Genomic DNA, 15,982 nt, shown 5'->3' on the forward strand with positions numbered 1-15,982 from the left:
CGTGCCGGTGCGATAGGCTGTCGTCGCTTCAAGCGGGGTGTGGCGCAGCTTGGTAGCGCGCTTCGTTCGGGACGAAGAGGCCGTGGGTTCGAATCCCGCCACCCCGACTGATCGATCAAGGACTTCGCAACGGTTCCCGCCAAAGAGGCGAATCAATATCCTCGGTTCGTAGTAGCGATCACGTCATGGATGGGTGACGAGATAGGTTTCGTTGTCTAAGCCGGAGGTGAGGTCCTCGACGTCGAAGGGGCGGGCGAGGCGGGCGCGAAGCTTCGCGGGATCGAGGAGAAGACTGATCTCAGCGGTCTGACGAGCAAACACACGCCCGAGTAGCGGGTAGAGCCGACGCATAATTGCCCGTTCAGCGGCGGTGCATCGGGAGGCGCAATACCCGACGTGGCCTATCTCGTCGGTGAGTATCTCGCTGTAGAGGCGCCCGATCCGTTGGCAGACTTCCGGCTCGTCGGCGAAGAGTTCCAACCCGGCGCGGCGCAGTTCGTCGAATATCACGCACCCGGCCATCTCTGCCGCACCGACGAACATGATCCCGAGCCGCTCGGGCATGAACACACTGGTTTTGACGAACTGGCGCATGACGAACGCCGGGGGCACCACTTGGAATGTCAAGTCGAAAACGTCCAACACGTATGCGAGAAGTCTTGTGTGGTAGTGCTCTTCGAGTTCGATGTAAACCCGTTCGGGCGGCACCTCCTCGTCACTGTTCATTCCGTAGGTTTCGCCGAGCCCGACTCCGAAACGCTCGGCCTGGTTCAATTTGGCAGTAGCCAGTAGGAACAACATCTTGCTGTCCGAGCCGGTTTCGGGTTTGCGGCGGCGCAGGTTTCGAAGAAACGTGGAACGGTCGGCAGGATGGATCGAACGGACTGGATTGGTCTCCAGGTCGCTGAAGAACTGTTCGCGATTCTGCAAGCGTCGATTGAGCAGGTCGGCCTCTCCGTCACGCCTGCGCAGAAAGTCGCGGTAGCCGTCAAGCCCTGTCGTTTTCATCGTGTCTCCATTCCTTTGACAATCGTTGTCACATAACGACTTAGTACGGCATCCGCAGTCGCGGAATCTTGAACGCCGGTGGCAAGCAGCGCGAACAATCCGGTCAAGAAGAACACTCCGAGTTCAACCGCGTCAGCTTCCACGGGGACCCGTCCTGCATGTTGTTCGTCGGTGATCGCGCTGGACAGAAACTGCGCCAACGGATGCTGCGCCACTTCGTCTTCGAGGGGTCGCGTTGACGAGAAGTGCAGTCCCAACATGTCTCGGAAGACGACGGGACCCAAACGGCGTTCGGCGGCGAGAACGTGATGCACCAGTGCTATAAGCACCGACGCCAAGTCGCCGGCGCCGTCGAGGGCGCCACTGAGTTCGGCGACGATCCTGGACTCTTCTCTTCGTTCCAACTCGACCAGGACGTGTTCTTTTGTCGGGAAGTGAAAGTAAAACGTTCCTCGCACCACGCCAGCCGTAGCGGCGATGGCGCTGACATCCGCGCCAGCCAACCCGCGCCGCGAAATCTCACCCAAGGCGGCGCCAAACAAGCGCGCCCGCGTTTCGAGTCGCCGCGCCTCCCGGACGCCTCCGGCTGGCGTTTCAGCCACAGACTGCATAGAGCCACACGGTACGCGAAGTCGCTGACACTCGTCAATGACGGTCGTCAATAAGCACGGGTGGCGCCATGGCAGCTATTGGAGCTAGCGGAGGCGGTGGGCGCCGTCGTCGGGCCGTTTGGGGCCGGCCTTGTGCAGCCAAGCGTTGGCACTCGCTCGACGAAATCCAGCTCCGCCCCGTGCGTTCCACGGCCCTTTCGCCGGCGAACGAGCATCGGCAAAGAAAAATGCTAAGAACGGTGCCAAGAATGGCGCGGCGCCAGCCTTGCACCAGCAGTAAATAACGGCAGCCATCAAAGGCTAGTAACCGCAGGCGGGCTTTACGCGCCTGCCGCTACCAACGTCAATCCATCGTTCCCGAAGATCGTGCCCGGAATAGATTCCTCGGCAAGTTCAGGGTCGATGGAGCGATGGCGTTAGAACCAGACTTTGCGCCCAGCGACCGGCCGCCCGACAGCTCCGAGGATCCACAGGATCACACCGATGACCAGCAGGATGCCACCGATGGTGTAAAGGATCCCCAGGTTGGTGACATACCCGACCACTAAGAGAATGATGCCCAGCACTATCACGGCGCGCCCCTTCTGTTGAACGCTGTCAAATTAACCGATCCAAGCTAATGTACCCGCTTCGTCCTTCTTTAATCGGGTAAACGAGATCACCGCCTAGACGCGGTGCCCGTGCAACAGCGCAAAAAACACGGTGCCCCAAATGGCCGAAAGCGCGAGAGCGGCGATCGCCTGCCCGCACCCTCCCACGGATTCCGAATCTGGATCAGCGCGAGACGCTATGCGCATCGAGTGGGCTCGGCCTCGCATAGTGGGGTCACGCCACGGAAGCGATGCCGATGCGCCGCCACCCAGCGGTAGATCGGGTTTTGTATCGCGCTGGTCAACCGGTAGATCCGTAGCGGCAGTGGCGTACCCAGCGCGGCCGAGAGCGCGGCGTTCATTGCCTTCGCCCCGGCGAAGACCGCCCCCGAGGAATCGAGCCACCAGGCAGAATCCGTCAACCGATCGGCGGGAACTCCGAGCCGCTCAGCCATCCCGGGAGCCTGCATCGGTTCGATACGCAGTCGCCCCGTCCGATTCCACGAGGCCAATCGGTTGCAGGCGCGCGTGCACATCCCACATCGGCCATCAAAAGCCAAAACGCCGTCCATGTACCCATTCTGCCTTGGTAAGCGAGAGGCCGGCACCCGCTTCCGCTTCACCCAAACGGGAGCGGATGCCTGCGGCGACCGCGCGATTACACGCAGTCGGCGCAGATTTGGCGTCCACCGCTAGTGCTGCGCAAACGGCTGCGGTGCTGCACCAAAAAACAGCTAGAGCAAGTGAATTCGTCGGCTCGCTTGGGAATGACCTGCACCGACAGCTCTTCGCCGGATAGATCCGCGCCCGGCAGCTCAAAAAAGGGCACGTCATTGGGATCCTCATCAACGACCGCTGTGGAAGTGCTGGGCAGCGCGGTTGCCAGCTCACGCAGACCCGATCCAACCTCAGCGTCGGCGTCCGCCACGCGACGTGCATCGTAATCGCTCACGATCGACATGGGCATTCCTTCCTGCCGAAGACCGGGCTAACACGCCTCTGTAGTCTCACCCGTTGGCTCTGGCATTACCCCGTTCGAGCAGCGGCCACACCTGGTCAGCTCAAGCAAATTCGACATGAGAGCGGCTTTGTACCAGAAGCTAATGTGGGTGGGTCGAGCGCTCACGAGCGCGTGAGACCAAAGCCAGGCCGAACCACGGCGCTGATACCGCGAACGTCAAGGCGGCGGTCCCCAGCAGAAATCGCCCGGCTGCCAGCGCTAACAGACCCGCCACCAAGGCCACCGCCCACGCCAGGGCAGCTACTACGCCGGGGATGCTGACACCCTCGTCGCCACCATTTACTTTGTCGCCGTATGGAATACGGTTCACATGCGCTGAACCGGTCTTCATCTTGGGTCACCCCCTATGAGGTCTACCGACGTGACCGATTCTCTTTGCGATACCCCGTCACGTATCTGGCAAACGTTTGGGATCAGAACGAAGTTCCGCAACCGCCGGGTTGGTAGCCGGGGGTTTGGGTATCCCGTGGCGAGTGAAGACCACCGACGCGGCCGCCATCCTGTTCGACGTGGACGGAACCCTGGTCGACTCCAACTATTTGCACGTGCACGCGTGGCTGCGCGCCTTCGAAGGCGAGGGCATACCGGTCGAGGCCTGGCGTGTCCACCGGCATATCGGGATGGACGGGTCCAGGCTGGTGCGCGAGCTAACCGGCCGCTCCGGCAATGAGGCGGGGGACGACCTGCTGGAACGGCTGAGCGACGCGCACAGCCGCCACTACAAAGAGTCGATTCCGCTGTTGGCTCCGCTGCCCGGCGCGCGCGCCCTGCTGCGCCACGTCGCCGATCTGGGACTTCAGGTGGTGCTGGCCAGTTCGGCGCCCGAGGATGAACTCGCCGTGCTGCGCAAAGTGCTGGCCTGCGACGACGTCATCACGGAGACGACGTCGTCGCGTGACGTCGATACCGCCAAACCCGAGCCGGGCATCGTGCAGGTCGCGCTCGACCGGGTGGGCGTGAGCGCCGAGCACGCCGTGTTCGTCGGCGACGCCGTCTGGGATGCCAAGGCCGCTTGGCGCACGGGGGTGCCGTGCATCGGAATGTTGAGCGGCGGCATCGGTCGCGCGGAACTGGAGGAGGCTGGTGCATCGCCGATTTTCGACAACCCACAGGACTTGCTGGAGCGGCTGGCGTCCTCGCCGATCGCGACGCTGGTCCGCAAGCGTTGAGTCAGCGGGCGCCGGGCACCTGCTCGCGGACCGCAACCGAACGACCGTCGCCGGTAGTGAACACCTCGATCACGACATCGTCGTCTCGGTAGCTGCCCAGCGACGCCAGCCCGGGTGTGCTCGCGATGACGTTGTTGGCCTGGTCGCCGGTCAGCGGGTAGTCGGCGACGGCGTGGCGCCAGTGCGCTGCCACGACGGTAGTTTCCGCCCGCAGTCGGGAGCACTCTCGTCGCAACACCGCCGCCAATGCCTCGGCTTGGCAGTAATAGGCGACCTCGCTGAGCACGACCAGGTCGAATGGGTCGGCCGGCCAAGCCCCGTCCAGCGACAACCGCGCCAGGTGCACCCGGTCGCGGCATCCGGCTTCCCGCAGTCGAATGTCGGCTGTGCGCAGCGCCGCGTCGGCCACGTCCACCGCCGTCACTCGATCGCAGCGCTGGGCCAACAACGCCGTCAGCATCCCGATGGAACAGCCCGGCTCGAACGCATGCCGGTAACGGCGATTCGGCAATAGGGCCAGCGTGATCGAGTACTTGCGCTGCTCATACCAGCGCGACGACAGCTGCCAAGGGTCGGCGGCAGCGGCATACATCCGCTCGAAGTAGGCGTCGGGCAGGCGCGCGGTCACCGAAACACCACCTCTCCGACCGCCAGCAGGCGCCGGAGCACGAACTGCGGCAGCACCGGCCCTTCGGAATCTCCGTCGAGCTGGCTGCGAAAGCCTTGTGCGGCATGGTGTTTGCGTTCACGCGCCCAGTCGGCCACCGGCACCGAGTACGCCCTTTCCCACGGGACCGCCGGATCGGCGGGCGTCGCCCAGTGCCACATCCAGACCGGATATTCCACGAGGGCAATGCCGGTGCGGACGCAGGCGTGGGCCGCGGCCCGGCCGACGGCCTCGTGGTCGGGATGCCCGTCACCCCGCCAGGTTGCGGCACACCAGGTACCGGGCGCCTCGCAGTCGAGAATCGCTGCCAGTGACTCGATGAGCTCGTCCTCGTGGTCGGCCAGTTGACCGTCCGGCAGACCGAGGAACGTCGGCGGAGCAATACCCAAAGCCTTTGTCGCGCCGAGCAACTCACGACGCCTCGCGGCCACCAGGCCGGACGCCGACGCACCGGCCGCGCCCCCGTCGCTGACGCAGACCACCTTGACCGCGACACCGGACGCGACGAGTTGAGCGATGGTGGCTCCCAGGCCCAGCGTCTCGTCGTCGGGGTGCGGTGCCACGACGACCAGGGCCGGGCAGGCGGTCAGGTCCAGCCGCGGCAGGGCGGGCGCGCCCAGCCAAACGCGAGCCGGGGTTCCGCCGCCGCTCAGCGGCATGGCGGCGAATCGGGCGCTGTTGCTCAAGACGTTGCTCATTGCCGTTGGTTCAGGCGCCGTGGCTCAGGTCGTTTCAGTGTGCCGACGCTCCGGCGAGCCGCCCGAGTTCGGCGAGATCCCGCTCGGCGTGGCTCTGCCGGATGTAGATGCTCAAGTCGGCGACGCGTTGGGCGTGCCGCCCGTCCTGACACAGCGGGCCTGGACCGAGCGCGCGGCCGGTGCGAGTGATGGCCTCGTCAACCGCATGTTCGACCACCGCGCGGGCACGCCGTGCCAGCAGTTCGGCGGTCCTGCTCCGGTCGAACGGATCGGCATCGATTTCGGCCGCCGCGGCCGCCAGGATCGCGTCCCCCGCGGCAATCGCGGCGTCGACGGCGCCCAGGTGCGCCAGCGAATACGCATCGGCCGATTCGCTGTTGGCGCAGCGATACAGCGGATCGGCGACCCTACGGGCGCCGCCGAGCCAACAGGCCGCCACGCCGATGGCCCCATGCCAGAAACCGGGCCGATTCAGATAGTCGCCGGGATCGCCGACGGGAACCGCGTGCGCGTTGCTGAACTGCACAGTCCGGGTGTCGCTGCCCGCCATCCCCGCGTTCCACCACGTACTTGGCAACGGCTTGACGGCCGGGCCGGTGACCGTCACCGCGAACAGACCCCGACTCCCGTCGTCGAGCCGGCCGGACACCAGAGCGTTGCTGCAGAAGCCGGCTCCCGAGCACCACACCTTGGTGCCGGACAGGGCGAACGCTCCACCTGGGAGCTGGCTCGCGGTTACCACCGCGTCGGACGACTCAGCCGCCCAGACGCCCCAGAGCTGACCGGGCTCCGGGGGCTTGCCGCCCAACTCGTCGAGGATCGCGACGGCGTCGACATGAGCTTCGGCGATCCGGGCTGCCACGATGTCGTCCTCGGCCAGCAGCGCCAGTTGCTGCCAGCGTTCGGCCGTGCGTCCGGAGGCCGGCAGGGGCAATTCCAGGCGCCCTGACTCGAGCCAGTGCTGTACCAGACCGGCCGTCATACTTAATCACCCGCCTCCGACGCAGCCAATTGATCCAGGTGTTCGGCAAACCCGCGCGGCGCCCTGGCGCGGGTGCGCGACGAGGTGCTGACCGAGAGCTCCGCGTCCCGATCGATGCGATAACCGGCGACCCGAAACCGCTTTACCAGGTCGACATCCTCGCCGGAGGGCAGTGCGCGAAAGCCGCCCACCCGCCAGTAGGCCTGAGAGCTGAAACCCATGTTGGCGCCGTGAATGTGGTCGTGTCCGTCGTCCACGCCTTGCTGATAAGCCTCCTCGTAGCGTTCGATGACGTCGACGGGATGGTGGCGCCAGTCGGCGACACGCACCACTCCCAGCACCACATCAGCGTTGCTGTTCAGCTGCCGGGTCAACCAGTCGGGGTCCACCTGGCTGTCGGCGTCCGTGCAGGCGTACCAGGCTCTGATGTGCTGGGGGTCTTGTGCGCGGAGCGAGCGCGCATATCGGAAACCCGCCGCCCGCGCCGCGCCGACGTTGCGGGCATCGACCGTAACGAAGTGCACATCGTCCCCGTACTGCCCGGCCAATCTCGTGCTGCCGTCCCGGCTGGCGTCCAACACCACCACGACGGTGACGGGGATAGGCGCGCACACGGCGGCGGCGAGCAGTGCGCGCAGGCACGCCGGCAAACTGAGGTGTTCGTTGTGAGCGGGGATCACGACAGCGGCCCAGTCGTACCTCTGCGCCGCGGCTGACATACCCCAGTGATGCCCGTTTGCCACCAATTCAATCCTCGCCGGCCTAAACCGGGTGGCCCGTTGCTAACCGCGCAGCCTCAGCGGAACGACTAACCAGAACGCCGTGAACAGCGTCAACGCGCACCCCCCGGCGATAAAACCCGCGTTACGCCCCGACACCGCGGCAAAGACAATGACCGTCACCCCGGTCAGTGCGCCGCCTAATAGCGCCAACCCCGCGTAGGTGCAGCGGTGCGCCGCCGACACCAGCTGCTGCAGGCGATGTCGCCGGAACAGCAGCCTGTGCATAGCTACCGGCGAGATCAAAAACACGGTCGCAGCAACCGAAAACCCCACCGTAGCCAGGTACACGTGGCGCATGTGTTGGCTGAGCACATCGAAGCGCTGCTGAAATGGCAGCGTCAGCAAAAACCCGGTGAGCAGCTGCACACCCGTCTGCACCACCCGGAGCTCCTGCAGCAGGTTGTTCCAATTGCGATCCAGCCGTTCGAGTTCCGTTTCGCCGCGCTCGCGGGAATCCCACTGCTGGTCGTCTTCGGGATGATCGACGTCCATGGCGCTAGATCATCCCACGGCGCCACCGGGTTGCTTCGTTTCTGCCCCGACCCCGAATCAGCAACAGTCCCATTCGTAATGGACCGCGGAGAAGTCGCATGCCAAGAGTTCGTCGGGCGCGATCGAGAACCGGCCGGTGCCGAGGTCACCCCAGATGATGCGCCAATCGGACTCTGGTTCATGGGGGTCCGAATCCAGCTGGAACAGCAGAACGTGTCCGTCGGGCAGGCTGCCGTCCTGGTTGAAGTTCGGGTAGCCTCCCACTCGATGGCCGCGGATGCCCTCATGCTCGCCTTCTTGGGGGCGTCGGCTCATGAGCCGGCCGACGAGACCAAACTCCGAGTCCGGATACACCAGCGGGCTGAATCCCGGTCTGCGCCGCAGCGCCGGAGGCGACGAGCGCCCGGGGGTGGCGCGTTTCGGGGTCCAGTTGGTGGTGACCGTGGGGTGATAGATCACCACACAATCGTCGTCTAATCCGGCGGTAATGAAGAACTGAAGCAAACCTTGGCCGGGGAAACCCAAAAGGTTGGGGAGTTCGCTGAAGTTCAGCTGCGCGATGAACGCCAGTGGTTTGCCGAACCGATCGAGCGGATGGTCTTGCGGCTGAACAAGGTACGGCGTGCCACCGACCTTTGATCCCCAGGGATCACTGGGCAGCCGGTGAGTCAGCTCGAGTTCGATTGAAGTCCGCTCCAGCAACATCACCGGCGCGCCTCCCCGCGGTTGCGAATCCTGTTATAGCGCACGAATGAGACGGTAGAGGAATGCCCGGCGGAACGTCTTGTCAGAAAACGCCTTCGGGGCTCAACGACCGGAGCAGCCTCGATGCGGCGCAGTGCTCAGCGGTTCAGCTTGCCGTCGCGCACGCCCGTCAATGCGTCGTCCAGCGTCGGGTAGAGCGGGAAGGTCTTGTCCAAGCCAGTGAGGTGAATTGGCCGCCTGGTCGCGGGGCCGCGTGCCACCACTCCGAACTCCGCGGAGCTGCCGAGCTTCTCGTAGGTCGCGGCCAGAATCTTGAGCCCGACCGAGCCGAGGAAGTCCACCGCGGAGAGGTCGACGACCAGCGCCGACGGACCTTCGGCAACCACTGCGCCGATCGCTTGCTCCAGAGCCGGAGCGGTGACCAGATCAATTTCGCCGCTGACACTGACGACGGCGACCCCATCGTGGTCTGCAACCAAGGTGGTGATCGAATCGGGAGCTGACAAGGGCGGTCCTTATGTCCGGGTGTTCACACGTGGTGCAAGCCTAACCTGCGCTTGCGAAGCATGGACAAGATATGCCCTCAACACCCCGCACGACCGGTGCCAGGCTAGTCTCCCCAATAGGAACTGCGTCCTGCGGAGCACGACGCGCACTCGGGGCGCACTTGTGAGGGCTTGGAGGACAGATGTCAGATTCGTCATCGGAGTTCGCCAGCACCAACGCCGCCGTCCAAACGGTTAGCGAAGGTTTGCTGCCCCAGCTGGTCCAACACCTGCGGCAGAACCGAACCGGTCTGCGTGAGGAGTGGGCGCGCAGGATCACCGAGGCGGAGCTGCTCACCGCGATGACGCCCGAGGAGATCTTCTCCGAGGCGACCGCCGTCTACGACAACTACGTCGAGGTGCTCGAAACCGGAAGCGTCGAGGCGCTGCAGGACTACGCGCGCGATCTGTCCGAACGCATCATTCCGCGGGGCGTGGAGACCGACGAGGTCCTCGGCATTGTGTTGCTGCTGCGCGACGTGCTGGCGCGCTCGCTGTTCGAGAAATACCAGACTGATTTCGAGATGCTCACCCGCGTGCTGGACGCCTACGAGCCGGCGGCCAACCGGATCGCCAACACCGTGGGTGTGAGCTTCGTGCAGGAGCGCGAGCGCATTATCCGCCAGCAGCAGGAGGCGATCCGCGAGCTGTCGACGCCAGTGCTGCAGGTTCGCGAGCAGTTGCTGATTCTGCCGATCATCGGCGTACTCGACAGTCAACGCGCCCGGCAGGTTACCGAGCAGCTGCTGCGCGCCATTCGGGCCAACCGCGCAAAAGTGGTGGTCATCGACATCACCGGTGTCCCCACCATCGACTCCACCGTGGCCAACCACCTGGTGCAGACCGTAGACGCGTCGGGGTTGATGGGTGCCAGCGTGATCATCACCGGCCTGTCCTCGGAAATCGCGCTGACGCTGGTGACGATCGGGCTGGACCTGTCGAAGATGAACGCGGTCGGCGACCTACAGGGCGGCATCGAGGAAGCCGAGCGGCTGCTGGGCTACGAAGTCACCCGTACCGGCGAGTAGCCGGCAAGCACAGCTAGCGCGAGCAGGCCATGCCGGTACCGATTCTGAAACAGGGCGCGATCCTGATTGCCACGGTGCAGGCCGCGCTCACCGACTCCGACACCGAGCGCCTGCGGTACGACCTGATGGAGCGGGTGAGCCGGTTCCGCGCACAAGGAATCATCGTCGACGTCACCGCCATCGACGTGATGGATTCGTTCGCGGCCCGGTCGCTGCGCACCATTGCGCACATGACCCGCCTGCGCGGCGCCGCCACGGTGATCGTGGGGTTGCAGCCCGAGGTGGCTTTCGCGATGGTCCAACTCGGACTGGCGTTCGACGACATGAACACCGCGCTCGACCTGGAAGAGGGCATAGCCCTACTGAATAAACAACTGGGCCTGGGGAGATCGACGATCGGGCGCGACGGTGCCGGGTGACGCCGTGGTCGCCATCAACAATTCCGACGACATCGTCGCAGCCCGCAAAGCCGGACATCAGCTCGCCCTTGACCTCGGATTCTCGCTGACCGACGTCACGATGATCGCCACCGCGATCTCCGAGGTTGCGCGCAACATCACCAGCTATGCGGGCCGTGGGGCCGTCCGGGTGACGGTGGCCGAACGGGAAGGCCGCGATGCGCTGGTGGTGCTCGCCGAGGACGACGGTCCCGGCATCGCCGACATCGAACGCGCCATGGAGGACGGCTATTCGACTGGTCGCGGCTTGGGTATGGGCCTGCCCGGGGCTCGGCGCCTGATGGACCGATTGATCGTCGAATCCACACTGGGCCGGGGAACGGTCATCGAGATGTGGAAATGGGTGCCGGGCCGTGGGTGATCACGGTCGACTCGGGCCCATCGAATGGGCGACGGCGGGGCGCCCACGGCCAGGCGAGCGCACCTCCGGTGACCAGCCGATCGCCGTCGGCGTCGACGGCGCCGCTCTGTTCGGCGTGCTGGACGGTCTCGGGCATGGCCCGGCGGCCGCGAGCGCGGCCCAGCGCGCGGTCGGGGTGCTCCAGGACTGCCCCGAGGAACGGCTCGACGTCTTGGTCCAGCTCTGCCACCGGGCGTTGGAAGGCACCAGAGGCGTCGCGATGACCCTGGCGCGGATCGACTTTGACGCCGGCAAGCTCAGGTGGACCGGGGTCGGGAACGTCACCGCTTATCTGGTCGCCAAAGCGGCGAGCGGACTGGAAATCCGCTCCAGTGCCGGCCTGGTGGGCGGGATCGTCGGTTACCGGATACCGGAAATCATGCCCACGCGGACGGTGTCCATCCGCGCCGGTGACCTGCTCGTTATCGCCAGCGACGGCATCACCGACGACCATTTGGACCACATCGATTTCGCTGCCCCAGCGGCGGTTATTGCCGAGCGGATCCTGGGTAAACACGCGAAGGAAACTGATGACGCGACAGTGCTCGCCGCGCGCCATCGGGGAATCTCGACATGACCACTACCGAAGACTTTCACGCACACTACGTCGCCGCGCTGCGCCGCTATCTCGACGCGCGCGACGAAGACAGCTTGGCTGTCGGCCACGAGCTCGGCCGCAGGGCCCTGCAGGAACGAGTCAGCATGCTCGACATCGTCGAGAATCATGTCCGATTCATCGACGAGCTGCGGGACGATTTGCCGGACAACACGCCCAGCACACTGGAATTCCTGTTGCAAACGCTGGCCCCGCTTGACGTCGCGACTCGGGGATTTCTGGATGGCACAAGGCGTTACGCGGAGCAACGGGCCCGCGCTGAGGGGCTGGCCGATCGCGACAAATTCCGCACCGCCCTGGTGAATTCCTTACAAGAGGGGTTCTTCGTCGCCGACGCCGAGGGGGCGGTGGTCGACATAAACGCCGCCTTCGCTGAGATCCTCGGCTATCCCGCCGCGGATCTGCCGTACAAGTGGCCCCATCCCTGGTTGGTCGACAAGAAGACCGCGGCCGAACAACAAGCCCGGGTACGGATCGAAGGCAGCGCCGACTACGAGACCCCGATCCGGCATCGCGACGGCAACCTGGCCTGGGTCGCGGTGAGCATCAACGCGGTGCGCGGATCCGGTGACGGCAAGGTGGACAAAAACGAAAAGGACGTCTATGTCGGAACGATCCGCGACATCACCGCCGAGCGCGCATTCGCGGCCCGGGAGAGCGCGGTGCTACGGCTGGCCACGGCGGTAGGCGTGGCCAAGAGCGTGACCGAGGTGCTTTCGATCACGCTCAACGAATGCCGAACCGCGCTCGACGTGCAGCGGGTGGTCGCGGCGATCTGGTCGGCGGGTGACGGCGAGCCGACGGTGCAGATGGCGGGTGAACCTACCGTGTCGACCTGGCGCGAACTCGATCCGTTGCTGCGCCAGACATTTCAGGATGCGCGTCATCAGCTGCCGTTGACGGCAAAAACGGTCGACTGGCCGGATGCTCCGGGTAAGGCCCGCGGCATGGTCGCGGTGCTGTCCGGGACCGGTGACCTCGCGTTGTGGTTGGAGTTGCGAGTTCCGCGTTTCGTGAGCGCGGAGGATCGGCTGCTGATCACGGTGCTCATCGGCCACCTGAGCCTGGCCATCCAGCATGTCCGTCAATTCGAGAGCGCCCGCGAAACGTCGCTGACACTGCAACGCGCGATGCTGCCGCCACTGGATCCCCCGCCCGGCTTCGCGGTGCGCTACGAGCCCGCGGTCCCGCCGCTCGAGATCGGCGGCGACTGGTATGACGTGTTGCCGGTCGGTGACGACCAGATCGGCGTCGTCGTCGGTGACTGCGTCGGCCGCGGTTTGCCGGCCGCCGCGATCATGGGCCAGCTGCGCAGCTCGGCGCGCGCGCTCCTGCTCACCGGCGCCCAACCCGCGGTGTTGCTCGAACAACTCGACGCGGCGGCGGCGTTCATTCCCAACGCGTACTGCACGACGGTGTTCCTGGCGATTCTGGACATCAAATCCGGGAACCTGCACTACAGCAACGCCGGGCACATGCCCGCGGTGCTTGCCGGACCCGCGTCCGATTCCGGGGCTGACACGACACTGTTGACGGACGCCAGTTCGGTGCCGCTGGCGGTCCGGCGGGGCGCGCCGCGCCCACAGGCGTGCCACGCGTTGCCGCCCGGCTCGACGCTGATGGTGTTCACCGACGGTTTGGTGGAACGCAGACACGAGTCGATCGACGAGGGGTTGGCGCGTGCCGCCGATGTCTTACTGGAGACGATGAAGTTGCCGCTGGACGCCGTCGCGGAGGCAGTGCTGAATGAGCTGGCCCCCGCGGCGGGATATGACGACGACGTTGCGATGGTGATCTATCGCCAGCAGCCGGCGCCGCTTCGGATCGAAAGCCCTGCCACCGCAGGGCAATTGGCGCCGGTTCGGCATCAGCTCGCCGACTGGCTGCGGGCGGCCGAAGTGCCTGCGACGCTTTCGACCGACGTCGTGCTCGTGCTCAACGAGGCATGCACCAACAGCATCGACCACGCGTACCGCGGTCAGTCCAGCGGCGGGATGCTGACCGAGATCGAAATTGTGGGGTGCGAGCTGCACGCCCGCGTCACCGATTCCGGTTCCTGGAAAACGCCGGCCGCTGACCCGGGCCACGGTGGGCGAGGTCTGCCGCTGATGCGGGCCCTCAGCGAGTCGATGGAGCTGGACAACACCGCCTCGGGAACGACCGTCAGGTTCATATTCCGACTGTCGGGGGCCGAGTCAGCTGAAGAAAGGGATGGCCACTGAACCGTTTGCCCAGTGGCGTTTCGGGAAAGCCACCTCAGTGACTCGCGCATCGACAACAGTCGAACCGGCCCTGCCGGCGGCACACGGACCGCTGTCGACGGCTGTCCGCCGCACGTTGGCCGGACCGGCGTCACACGACCACCTCAGCCGCATCGGCGCATCCGTGAGCGATTCAGATCCCTACGGTCTGGATCTGCAATTGGCCCTGCACATGTGTTACGAGTTGCACTACCGGGGTTTTGCCGGGGTGGACCCGATGTGGGAATGGAACCCCATGCTGTTGCAGCTGCGCGCCGAGCTGGAGCGTGTCTTCTTGGCAGGTGTGCGCCGCGACGTCGGCCCCATCGAAGCCGACCGCACCGCCGCGGCCGAAATGGCTTCGATCTCAATCGAACCCGCTAACGGCACCGGGCCATCTTACTATCTGCGCGACGCCGGGAGCTGGCAGCAGATGTGCGAATACTTCGTGCACAGATCCGTGTATCACTTGAAGGAGGGCGATCCCCACGCCTGGGTGATTCCGCGGCTGATCGGCGGCGCCAAGGCGGCTTTCGTGGCGGTCGAATTCGACGAGTACGGCGCCGGTCAAGGCTCCCGGGTGCACCAGCAACTCTTTGCCGATCTACTCACCGCCGCCGGGCTGGACGCGACGTATCTGGGCTACCTCGATGCCGTCCCGGCTGAATCGCTGGCCGTGGTGAACCTGATGTCGATGTTCGGTTTGCACCGCCGCTTGCGGGGCGCCGCGATCGGACACTTTGCGGCCACGGAGATCAGCTCGCCGCCCGGGTCGCGCCGCATGGTCGAAGCGCTACAGCGGTTGGGGGCGCCGGCCCCCTGCATCGCGTTCTACAGCGAACACGTCGAGGCCGACGCGGTGCACGAACAGGTGGTGCGGCTCGACGTCGTCAGCGATCTGGTTGCCCGCGAACCACAGCTTGACCCAGACATCGTATTCGGCATGCGTGCACACTCCGTCGTCGAAAACCGGTTGGCCGACACCATTATGGCGTCCTGGGGGCAGAACCGGACATCGTTGCGGCAACCTTCGGACTAGGCGGTCCGGCACCTGCGGTGGCTGGTGTCGCACAGCGGATACTCCTTGCTGCGGCCGCAGGTGCAGATGGCCACCATGAACCGGTCGGATTCGACCACCCGCCCGTCGGGCATCTCGATGTGCACTGGACCGGACACCAGCACCGGCCCTTTGGGGACCACCCGTACCCGAGTGCCGGTCATGGTTTGTCCGCTCTGATCACGACGAGTTCCTCCGTCCGGCATCCGCGTTGCACCAAGCCGACGCATTCCAGCCAGCCGGCCCGCGCCGACAACACCGGCCCGAATGGAATACGTTGGCTTGCAACGACATCAGCGCTTAGACCGCCGCGACGCAACGCGCTTAACGAGCGTTGCACACCGGCAAGCGTCGACTGTACCAGCAGCAGGGAACCGCCGTCGCACAGCAGAGTTGCCGCCGCTGCGCACAGCGGATCCAACACCAGACGCCCATCGACACCGGCATTCCATGCCCACGAAGGACCGGCAGTATCGCTCTCACAACCGGGCGGAGTGGGCACATAGGGCGGATTGGCCACGACAACCTCGAACGGCGCGCAATCGAGCGCCGCGACCCATGACCCGTGCCGCACATCGACATTCGCGCCAACATCGGCGACGTTTCCGCGCGAATACCGCACGGCGTGCGGACAGCTGTCGAATGCGGTGACACTAGCGCAGCCCATGCCGGCGGCGGCGATGGCAACGAAGCCCGATCCGGTGCAAAGGTCAAGTACCCTGCGGCGCGGAATCAACCCACTGCGGCGCATCGTTCGGACCAGCAGGCGTGAGTCGTACTGCGGCTGGTACACCCGCTCGGCGAACAGGGCATCGTCGGGAGCGGGCGAGATGATCGTCACATCTGACCTTTCTCGGCAGCTACCGCTCTGCCGCACCGGGAAGTCACTGGGATGAACCGAAACACGTTGTAG

At 65.2% G+C, this 15,982-nt stretch carries 22 protein-coding genes and 1 tRNA gene; 8 read left to right on the plus strand and 15 right to left on the minus strand.

Features of this window, described 5'->3' with window-relative positions; genetic code table 11:
• The first annotated feature begins 33 nt into the window (after positions 1 to 33).
• Positions 34 to 107: transfer RNA gene (locus JO236_RS13050), tRNA-Pro, on the plus strand.
• Positions 108 to 183: 76 nt separating this feature from the next.
• On the opposite strand, the gene JO236_RS13055 is transcribed toward JO236_RS13050, so the two are convergent.
• The 6 genes from JO236_RS13055 to JO236_RS13080 form a co-directional block, all read right to left on the minus strand.
• Positions 184 to 1,008, minus strand: a complete 825-nt coding sequence (locus tag JO236_RS13055) for a hypothetical protein (RefSeq protein ID WP_293330538.1) — start codon at positions 1,006 to 1,008, stop codon at positions 184 to 186.
• Positions 1,005 to 1,619, minus strand: coding sequence for a TetR/AcrR family transcriptional regulator (locus tag JO236_RS13060; protein WP_293330541.1), 615 nt, complete (start codon positions 1,617 to 1,619; stop codon positions 1,005 to 1,007). The genes JO236_RS13055 and JO236_RS13060 overlap by 4 nt, the downstream gene beginning before the upstream one ends.
• Before the next feature lie 416 nt (positions 1,620 to 2,035).
• Complete coding sequence (locus JO236_RS13065; protein ID WP_293330544.1) at positions 2,036 to 2,191, minus strand: hypothetical protein; 156 nt, start codon at positions 2,189 to 2,191, stop codon at positions 2,036 to 2,038.
• 215 nt (positions 2,192 to 2,406) lie between these two features.
• Positions 2,407 to 2,781 carry a thiol-disulfide oxidoreductase DCC family protein gene (locus JO236_RS13070; protein WP_293330547.1) on the minus strand — a complete coding sequence of 125 codons (375 nt, stop codon included), beginning with the start codon at positions 2,779 to 2,781 and terminating at the stop codon, positions 2,407 to 2,409.
• A gap of 86 nt (positions 2,782 to 2,867) precedes the next feature.
• Positions 2,868 to 3,170 carry a DUF4193 domain-containing protein gene (locus JO236_RS13075; RefSeq protein WP_293330550.1) on the minus strand — a complete coding sequence of 101 codons (303 nt, stop codon included), beginning with the start codon at positions 3,168 to 3,170 and terminating at the stop codon, positions 2,868 to 2,870.
• Between the two features lie 139 nt (positions 3,171 to 3,309).
• Positions 3,310 to 3,561 carry a hypothetical protein gene (locus JO236_RS13080; RefSeq protein WP_293330553.1) on the minus strand — a complete coding sequence of 84 codons (252 nt, stop codon included), beginning with the start codon at positions 3,559 to 3,561 and terminating at the stop codon, positions 3,310 to 3,312.
• Positions 3,562 to 3,703: 142 nt separating this feature from the next.
• Here JO236_RS13080 and JO236_RS13085 point away from each other — a divergent pair, with 142 nt between their 5' ends.
• On the plus strand, positions 3,704 to 4,399 hold the full coding sequence (locus JO236_RS13085; protein ID WP_293330556.1) for an HAD family hydrolase: 696 nt from the start codon (positions 3,704 to 3,706) through the stop codon (positions 4,397 to 4,399).
• A 1-nt stretch (position 4,400) separates the two neighbouring features.
• Here JO236_RS13085 and JO236_RS13090 read toward each other — a convergent pair whose 3' ends face one another.
• The 7 genes from JO236_RS13090 to JO236_RS13120 all read right to left on the minus strand — a co-directional run bounded on the left by JO236_RS13090 (position 4,401) and on the right by JO236_RS13120 (position 9,231).
• Positions 4,401 to 5,027, minus strand: coding sequence for an SAM-dependent methyltransferase (locus JO236_RS13090; RefSeq protein WP_293330559.1), 627 nt, complete (start codon positions 5,025 to 5,027; stop codon positions 4,401 to 4,403).
• On the minus strand, positions 5,024 to 5,764 hold the full coding sequence (locus JO236_RS13095; RefSeq protein WP_293330562.1) for a PIG-L deacetylase family protein: 741 nt from the start codon (positions 5,762 to 5,764) through the stop codon (positions 5,024 to 5,026). The genes JO236_RS13090 and JO236_RS13095 overlap by 4 nt, the downstream gene beginning before the upstream one ends.
• 34 nt (positions 5,765 to 5,798) lie before the next feature.
• The gene (locus tag JO236_RS13100) at positions 5,799 to 6,746 is read right to left on the minus strand and encodes an acyl-CoA dehydrogenase (RefSeq protein ID WP_293330565.1); all 948 of its coding nucleotides are present in this window, start codon (positions 6,744 to 6,746) and stop codon (positions 5,799 to 5,801) included.
• 2 nt (positions 6,747 to 6,748) lie between these two features.
• Positions 6,749 to 7,465 (minus strand): glycosyltransferase, encoded by a 717-nt coding sequence (locus JO236_RS13105; protein ID WP_293330719.1) that lies wholly within the window; start codon positions 7,463 to 7,465, stop codon positions 6,749 to 6,751.
• Positions 7,466 to 7,528: 63 nt separating this feature from the next.
• Positions 7,529 to 8,020 carry a DUF6328 family protein gene (locus JO236_RS13110; RefSeq protein WP_293330568.1) on the minus strand — a complete coding sequence of 164 codons (492 nt, stop codon included), beginning with the start codon at positions 8,018 to 8,020 and terminating at the stop codon, positions 7,529 to 7,531.
• Between the two features lie 57 nt (positions 8,021 to 8,077).
• Positions 8,078 to 8,725: a YwqG family protein gene (locus JO236_RS13115; RefSeq protein WP_293330571.1), complete on the minus strand. Its 648-nt coding sequence runs from the start codon at positions 8,723 to 8,725 to the stop codon at positions 8,078 to 8,080.
• Between the two features lie 137 nt (positions 8,726 to 8,862).
• Positions 8,863 to 9,231, minus strand: a complete 369-nt coding sequence (locus JO236_RS13120) for an STAS domain-containing protein (RefSeq protein WP_293330574.1) — start codon at positions 9,229 to 9,231, stop codon at positions 8,863 to 8,865.
• Between the two features lie 182 nt (positions 9,232 to 9,413).
• On the opposite strand from JO236_RS13120, the gene JO236_RS13125 reads away from it, so the two are divergent.
• Genes JO236_RS13125 through JO236_RS13150 form a run of 6 tightly spaced genes read left to right on the plus strand, consistent with a single transcriptional unit; the run spans position 9,414 to position 15,051 of the window.
• Entirely contained in the window at positions 9,414 to 10,298 is an 885-nt protein-coding gene (locus JO236_RS13125) for an STAS domain-containing protein (RefSeq protein ID WP_293330577.1), read from the plus strand.
• A 29-nt stretch (positions 10,299 to 10,327) separates the two neighbouring features.
• Positions 10,328 to 10,717 (plus strand): STAS domain-containing protein, encoded by a 390-nt coding sequence (locus JO236_RS13130; protein WP_293330580.1) that lies wholly within the window; start codon positions 10,328 to 10,330, stop codon positions 10,715 to 10,717.
• Complete coding sequence (locus tag JO236_RS13135) at positions 10,707 to 11,117, plus strand: anti-sigma regulatory factor (protein ID WP_293330583.1); 411 nt, start codon at positions 10,707 to 10,709, stop codon at positions 11,115 to 11,117. Before JO236_RS13130 ends, JO236_RS13135 begins: the two co-directional genes overlap by 11 nt.
• Positions 11,110 to 11,733 carry a SpoIIE family protein phosphatase gene (locus JO236_RS13140; protein ID WP_293330586.1) on the plus strand — a complete coding sequence of 208 codons (624 nt, stop codon included), beginning with the start codon at positions 11,110 to 11,112 and terminating at the stop codon, positions 11,731 to 11,733. The genes JO236_RS13135 and JO236_RS13140 overlap by 8 nt, the downstream gene beginning before the upstream one ends.
• Positions 11,730 to 13,994, plus strand: a complete 2,265-nt coding sequence (locus JO236_RS13145; RefSeq protein ID WP_293330589.1) for a SpoIIE family protein phosphatase — start codon at positions 11,730 to 11,732, stop codon at positions 13,992 to 13,994. Before JO236_RS13140 ends, JO236_RS13145 begins: the two co-directional genes overlap by 4 nt.
• Positions 13,995 to 14,031: 37 nt before the next feature.
• Positions 14,032 to 15,051 (plus strand): iron-containing redox enzyme family protein, encoded by a 1,020-nt coding sequence (locus tag JO236_RS13150; RefSeq protein WP_293330721.1) that lies wholly within the window; start codon positions 14,032 to 14,034, stop codon positions 15,049 to 15,051.
• Here the strand turns inward: JO236_RS13150 and JO236_RS13155 are convergent.
• Positions 15,048 to 15,233, minus strand: coding sequence for a CDGSH iron-sulfur domain-containing protein (locus JO236_RS13155; RefSeq protein WP_293330592.1), 186 nt, complete (start codon positions 15,231 to 15,233; stop codon positions 15,048 to 15,050). The two genes, JO236_RS13150 and JO236_RS13155, sit on opposite strands and share 4 nt — an antisense overlap.
• Positions 15,230 to 15,910, minus strand: coding sequence for a class I SAM-dependent methyltransferase (locus JO236_RS13160; RefSeq protein ID WP_416362234.1), 681 nt, complete (start codon positions 15,908 to 15,910; stop codon positions 15,230 to 15,232). The genes JO236_RS13155 and JO236_RS13160 overlap by 4 nt, the downstream gene beginning before the upstream one ends.
• Positions 15,911 to 15,982: the final 72 nt, after the last annotated feature.

The organism is Mycobacterium sp. (assembly GCF_019247635.1).
In the GTDB taxonomy this organism is placed as follows: Bacteria; Actinomycetota; Actinomycetes; order Mycobacteriales; family Mycobacteriaceae; genus Mycobacterium.

Excerpts from the sequence above, each read along its gene's own strand:
- JO236_RS13055 (WP_293330538.1), bottom strand. The coding sequence starts at position 1,008 with ATGAAAACGACAGGGCTTGACGGCTACCGCGACTTTCTGCGCAGGCGT.
- JO236_RS13060 (WP_293330541.1), bottom strand. The coding sequence starts at position 1,619 with ATGCAGTCTGTGGCTGAAACGCCAGCCGGAGGCGTCCGGGAGGCGCGG.
- JO236_RS13070 (WP_293330547.1), bottom strand. The coding sequence starts at position 2,781 with ATGGACGGCGTTTTGGCTTTTGATGGCCGATGTGGGATGTGCACGCGC.
- JO236_RS13075 (WP_293330550.1), bottom strand. The coding sequence starts at position 3,170 with ATGTCGATCGTGAGCGATTACGATGCACGTCGCGTGGCGGACGCCGAC.
- JO236_RS13080 (WP_293330553.1), bottom strand. The coding sequence starts at position 3,561 with ATGAAGACCGGTTCAGCGCATGTGAACCGTATTCCATACGGCGACAAA.
- JO236_RS13095 (WP_293330562.1), bottom strand. The coding sequence starts at position 5,764 with ATGAGCAACGTCTTGAGCAACAGCGCCCGATTCGCCGCCATGCCGCTG.
- JO236_RS13100 (WP_293330565.1), bottom strand. The coding sequence starts at position 6,746 with ATGACGGCCGGTCTGGTACAGCACTGGCTCGAGTCAGGGCGCCTGGAA.
- JO236_RS13105 (WP_293330719.1), bottom strand. The coding sequence starts at position 7,465 with ATGTCAGCCGCGGCGCAGAGGTACGACTGGGCCGCTGTCGTGATCCCC.
- JO236_RS13110 (WP_293330568.1), bottom strand. The coding sequence starts at position 8,020 with ATGGACGTCGATCATCCCGAAGACGACCAGCAGTGGGATTCCCGCGAG.
- JO236_RS13115 (WP_293330571.1), bottom strand. The coding sequence starts at position 8,725 with ATGTTGCTGGAGCGGACTTCAATCGAACTCGAGCTGACTCACCGGCTG.
- JO236_RS13125 (WP_293330577.1), top strand. The coding sequence starts at position 9,414 with ATGTCAGATTCGTCATCGGAGTTCGCCAGCACCAACGCCGCCGTCCAA.
- JO236_RS13130 (WP_293330580.1), top strand. The coding sequence starts at position 10,328 with ATGCCGGTACCGATTCTGAAACAGGGCGCGATCCTGATTGCCACGGTG.
- JO236_RS13145 (WP_293330589.1), top strand. The coding sequence starts at position 11,730 with ATGACCACTACCGAAGACTTTCACGCACACTACGTCGCCGCGCTGCGC.
- JO236_RS13155 (WP_293330592.1), bottom strand. The coding sequence starts at position 15,233 with ATGACCGGCACTCGGGTACGGGTGGTCCCCAAAGGGCCGGTGCTGGTG.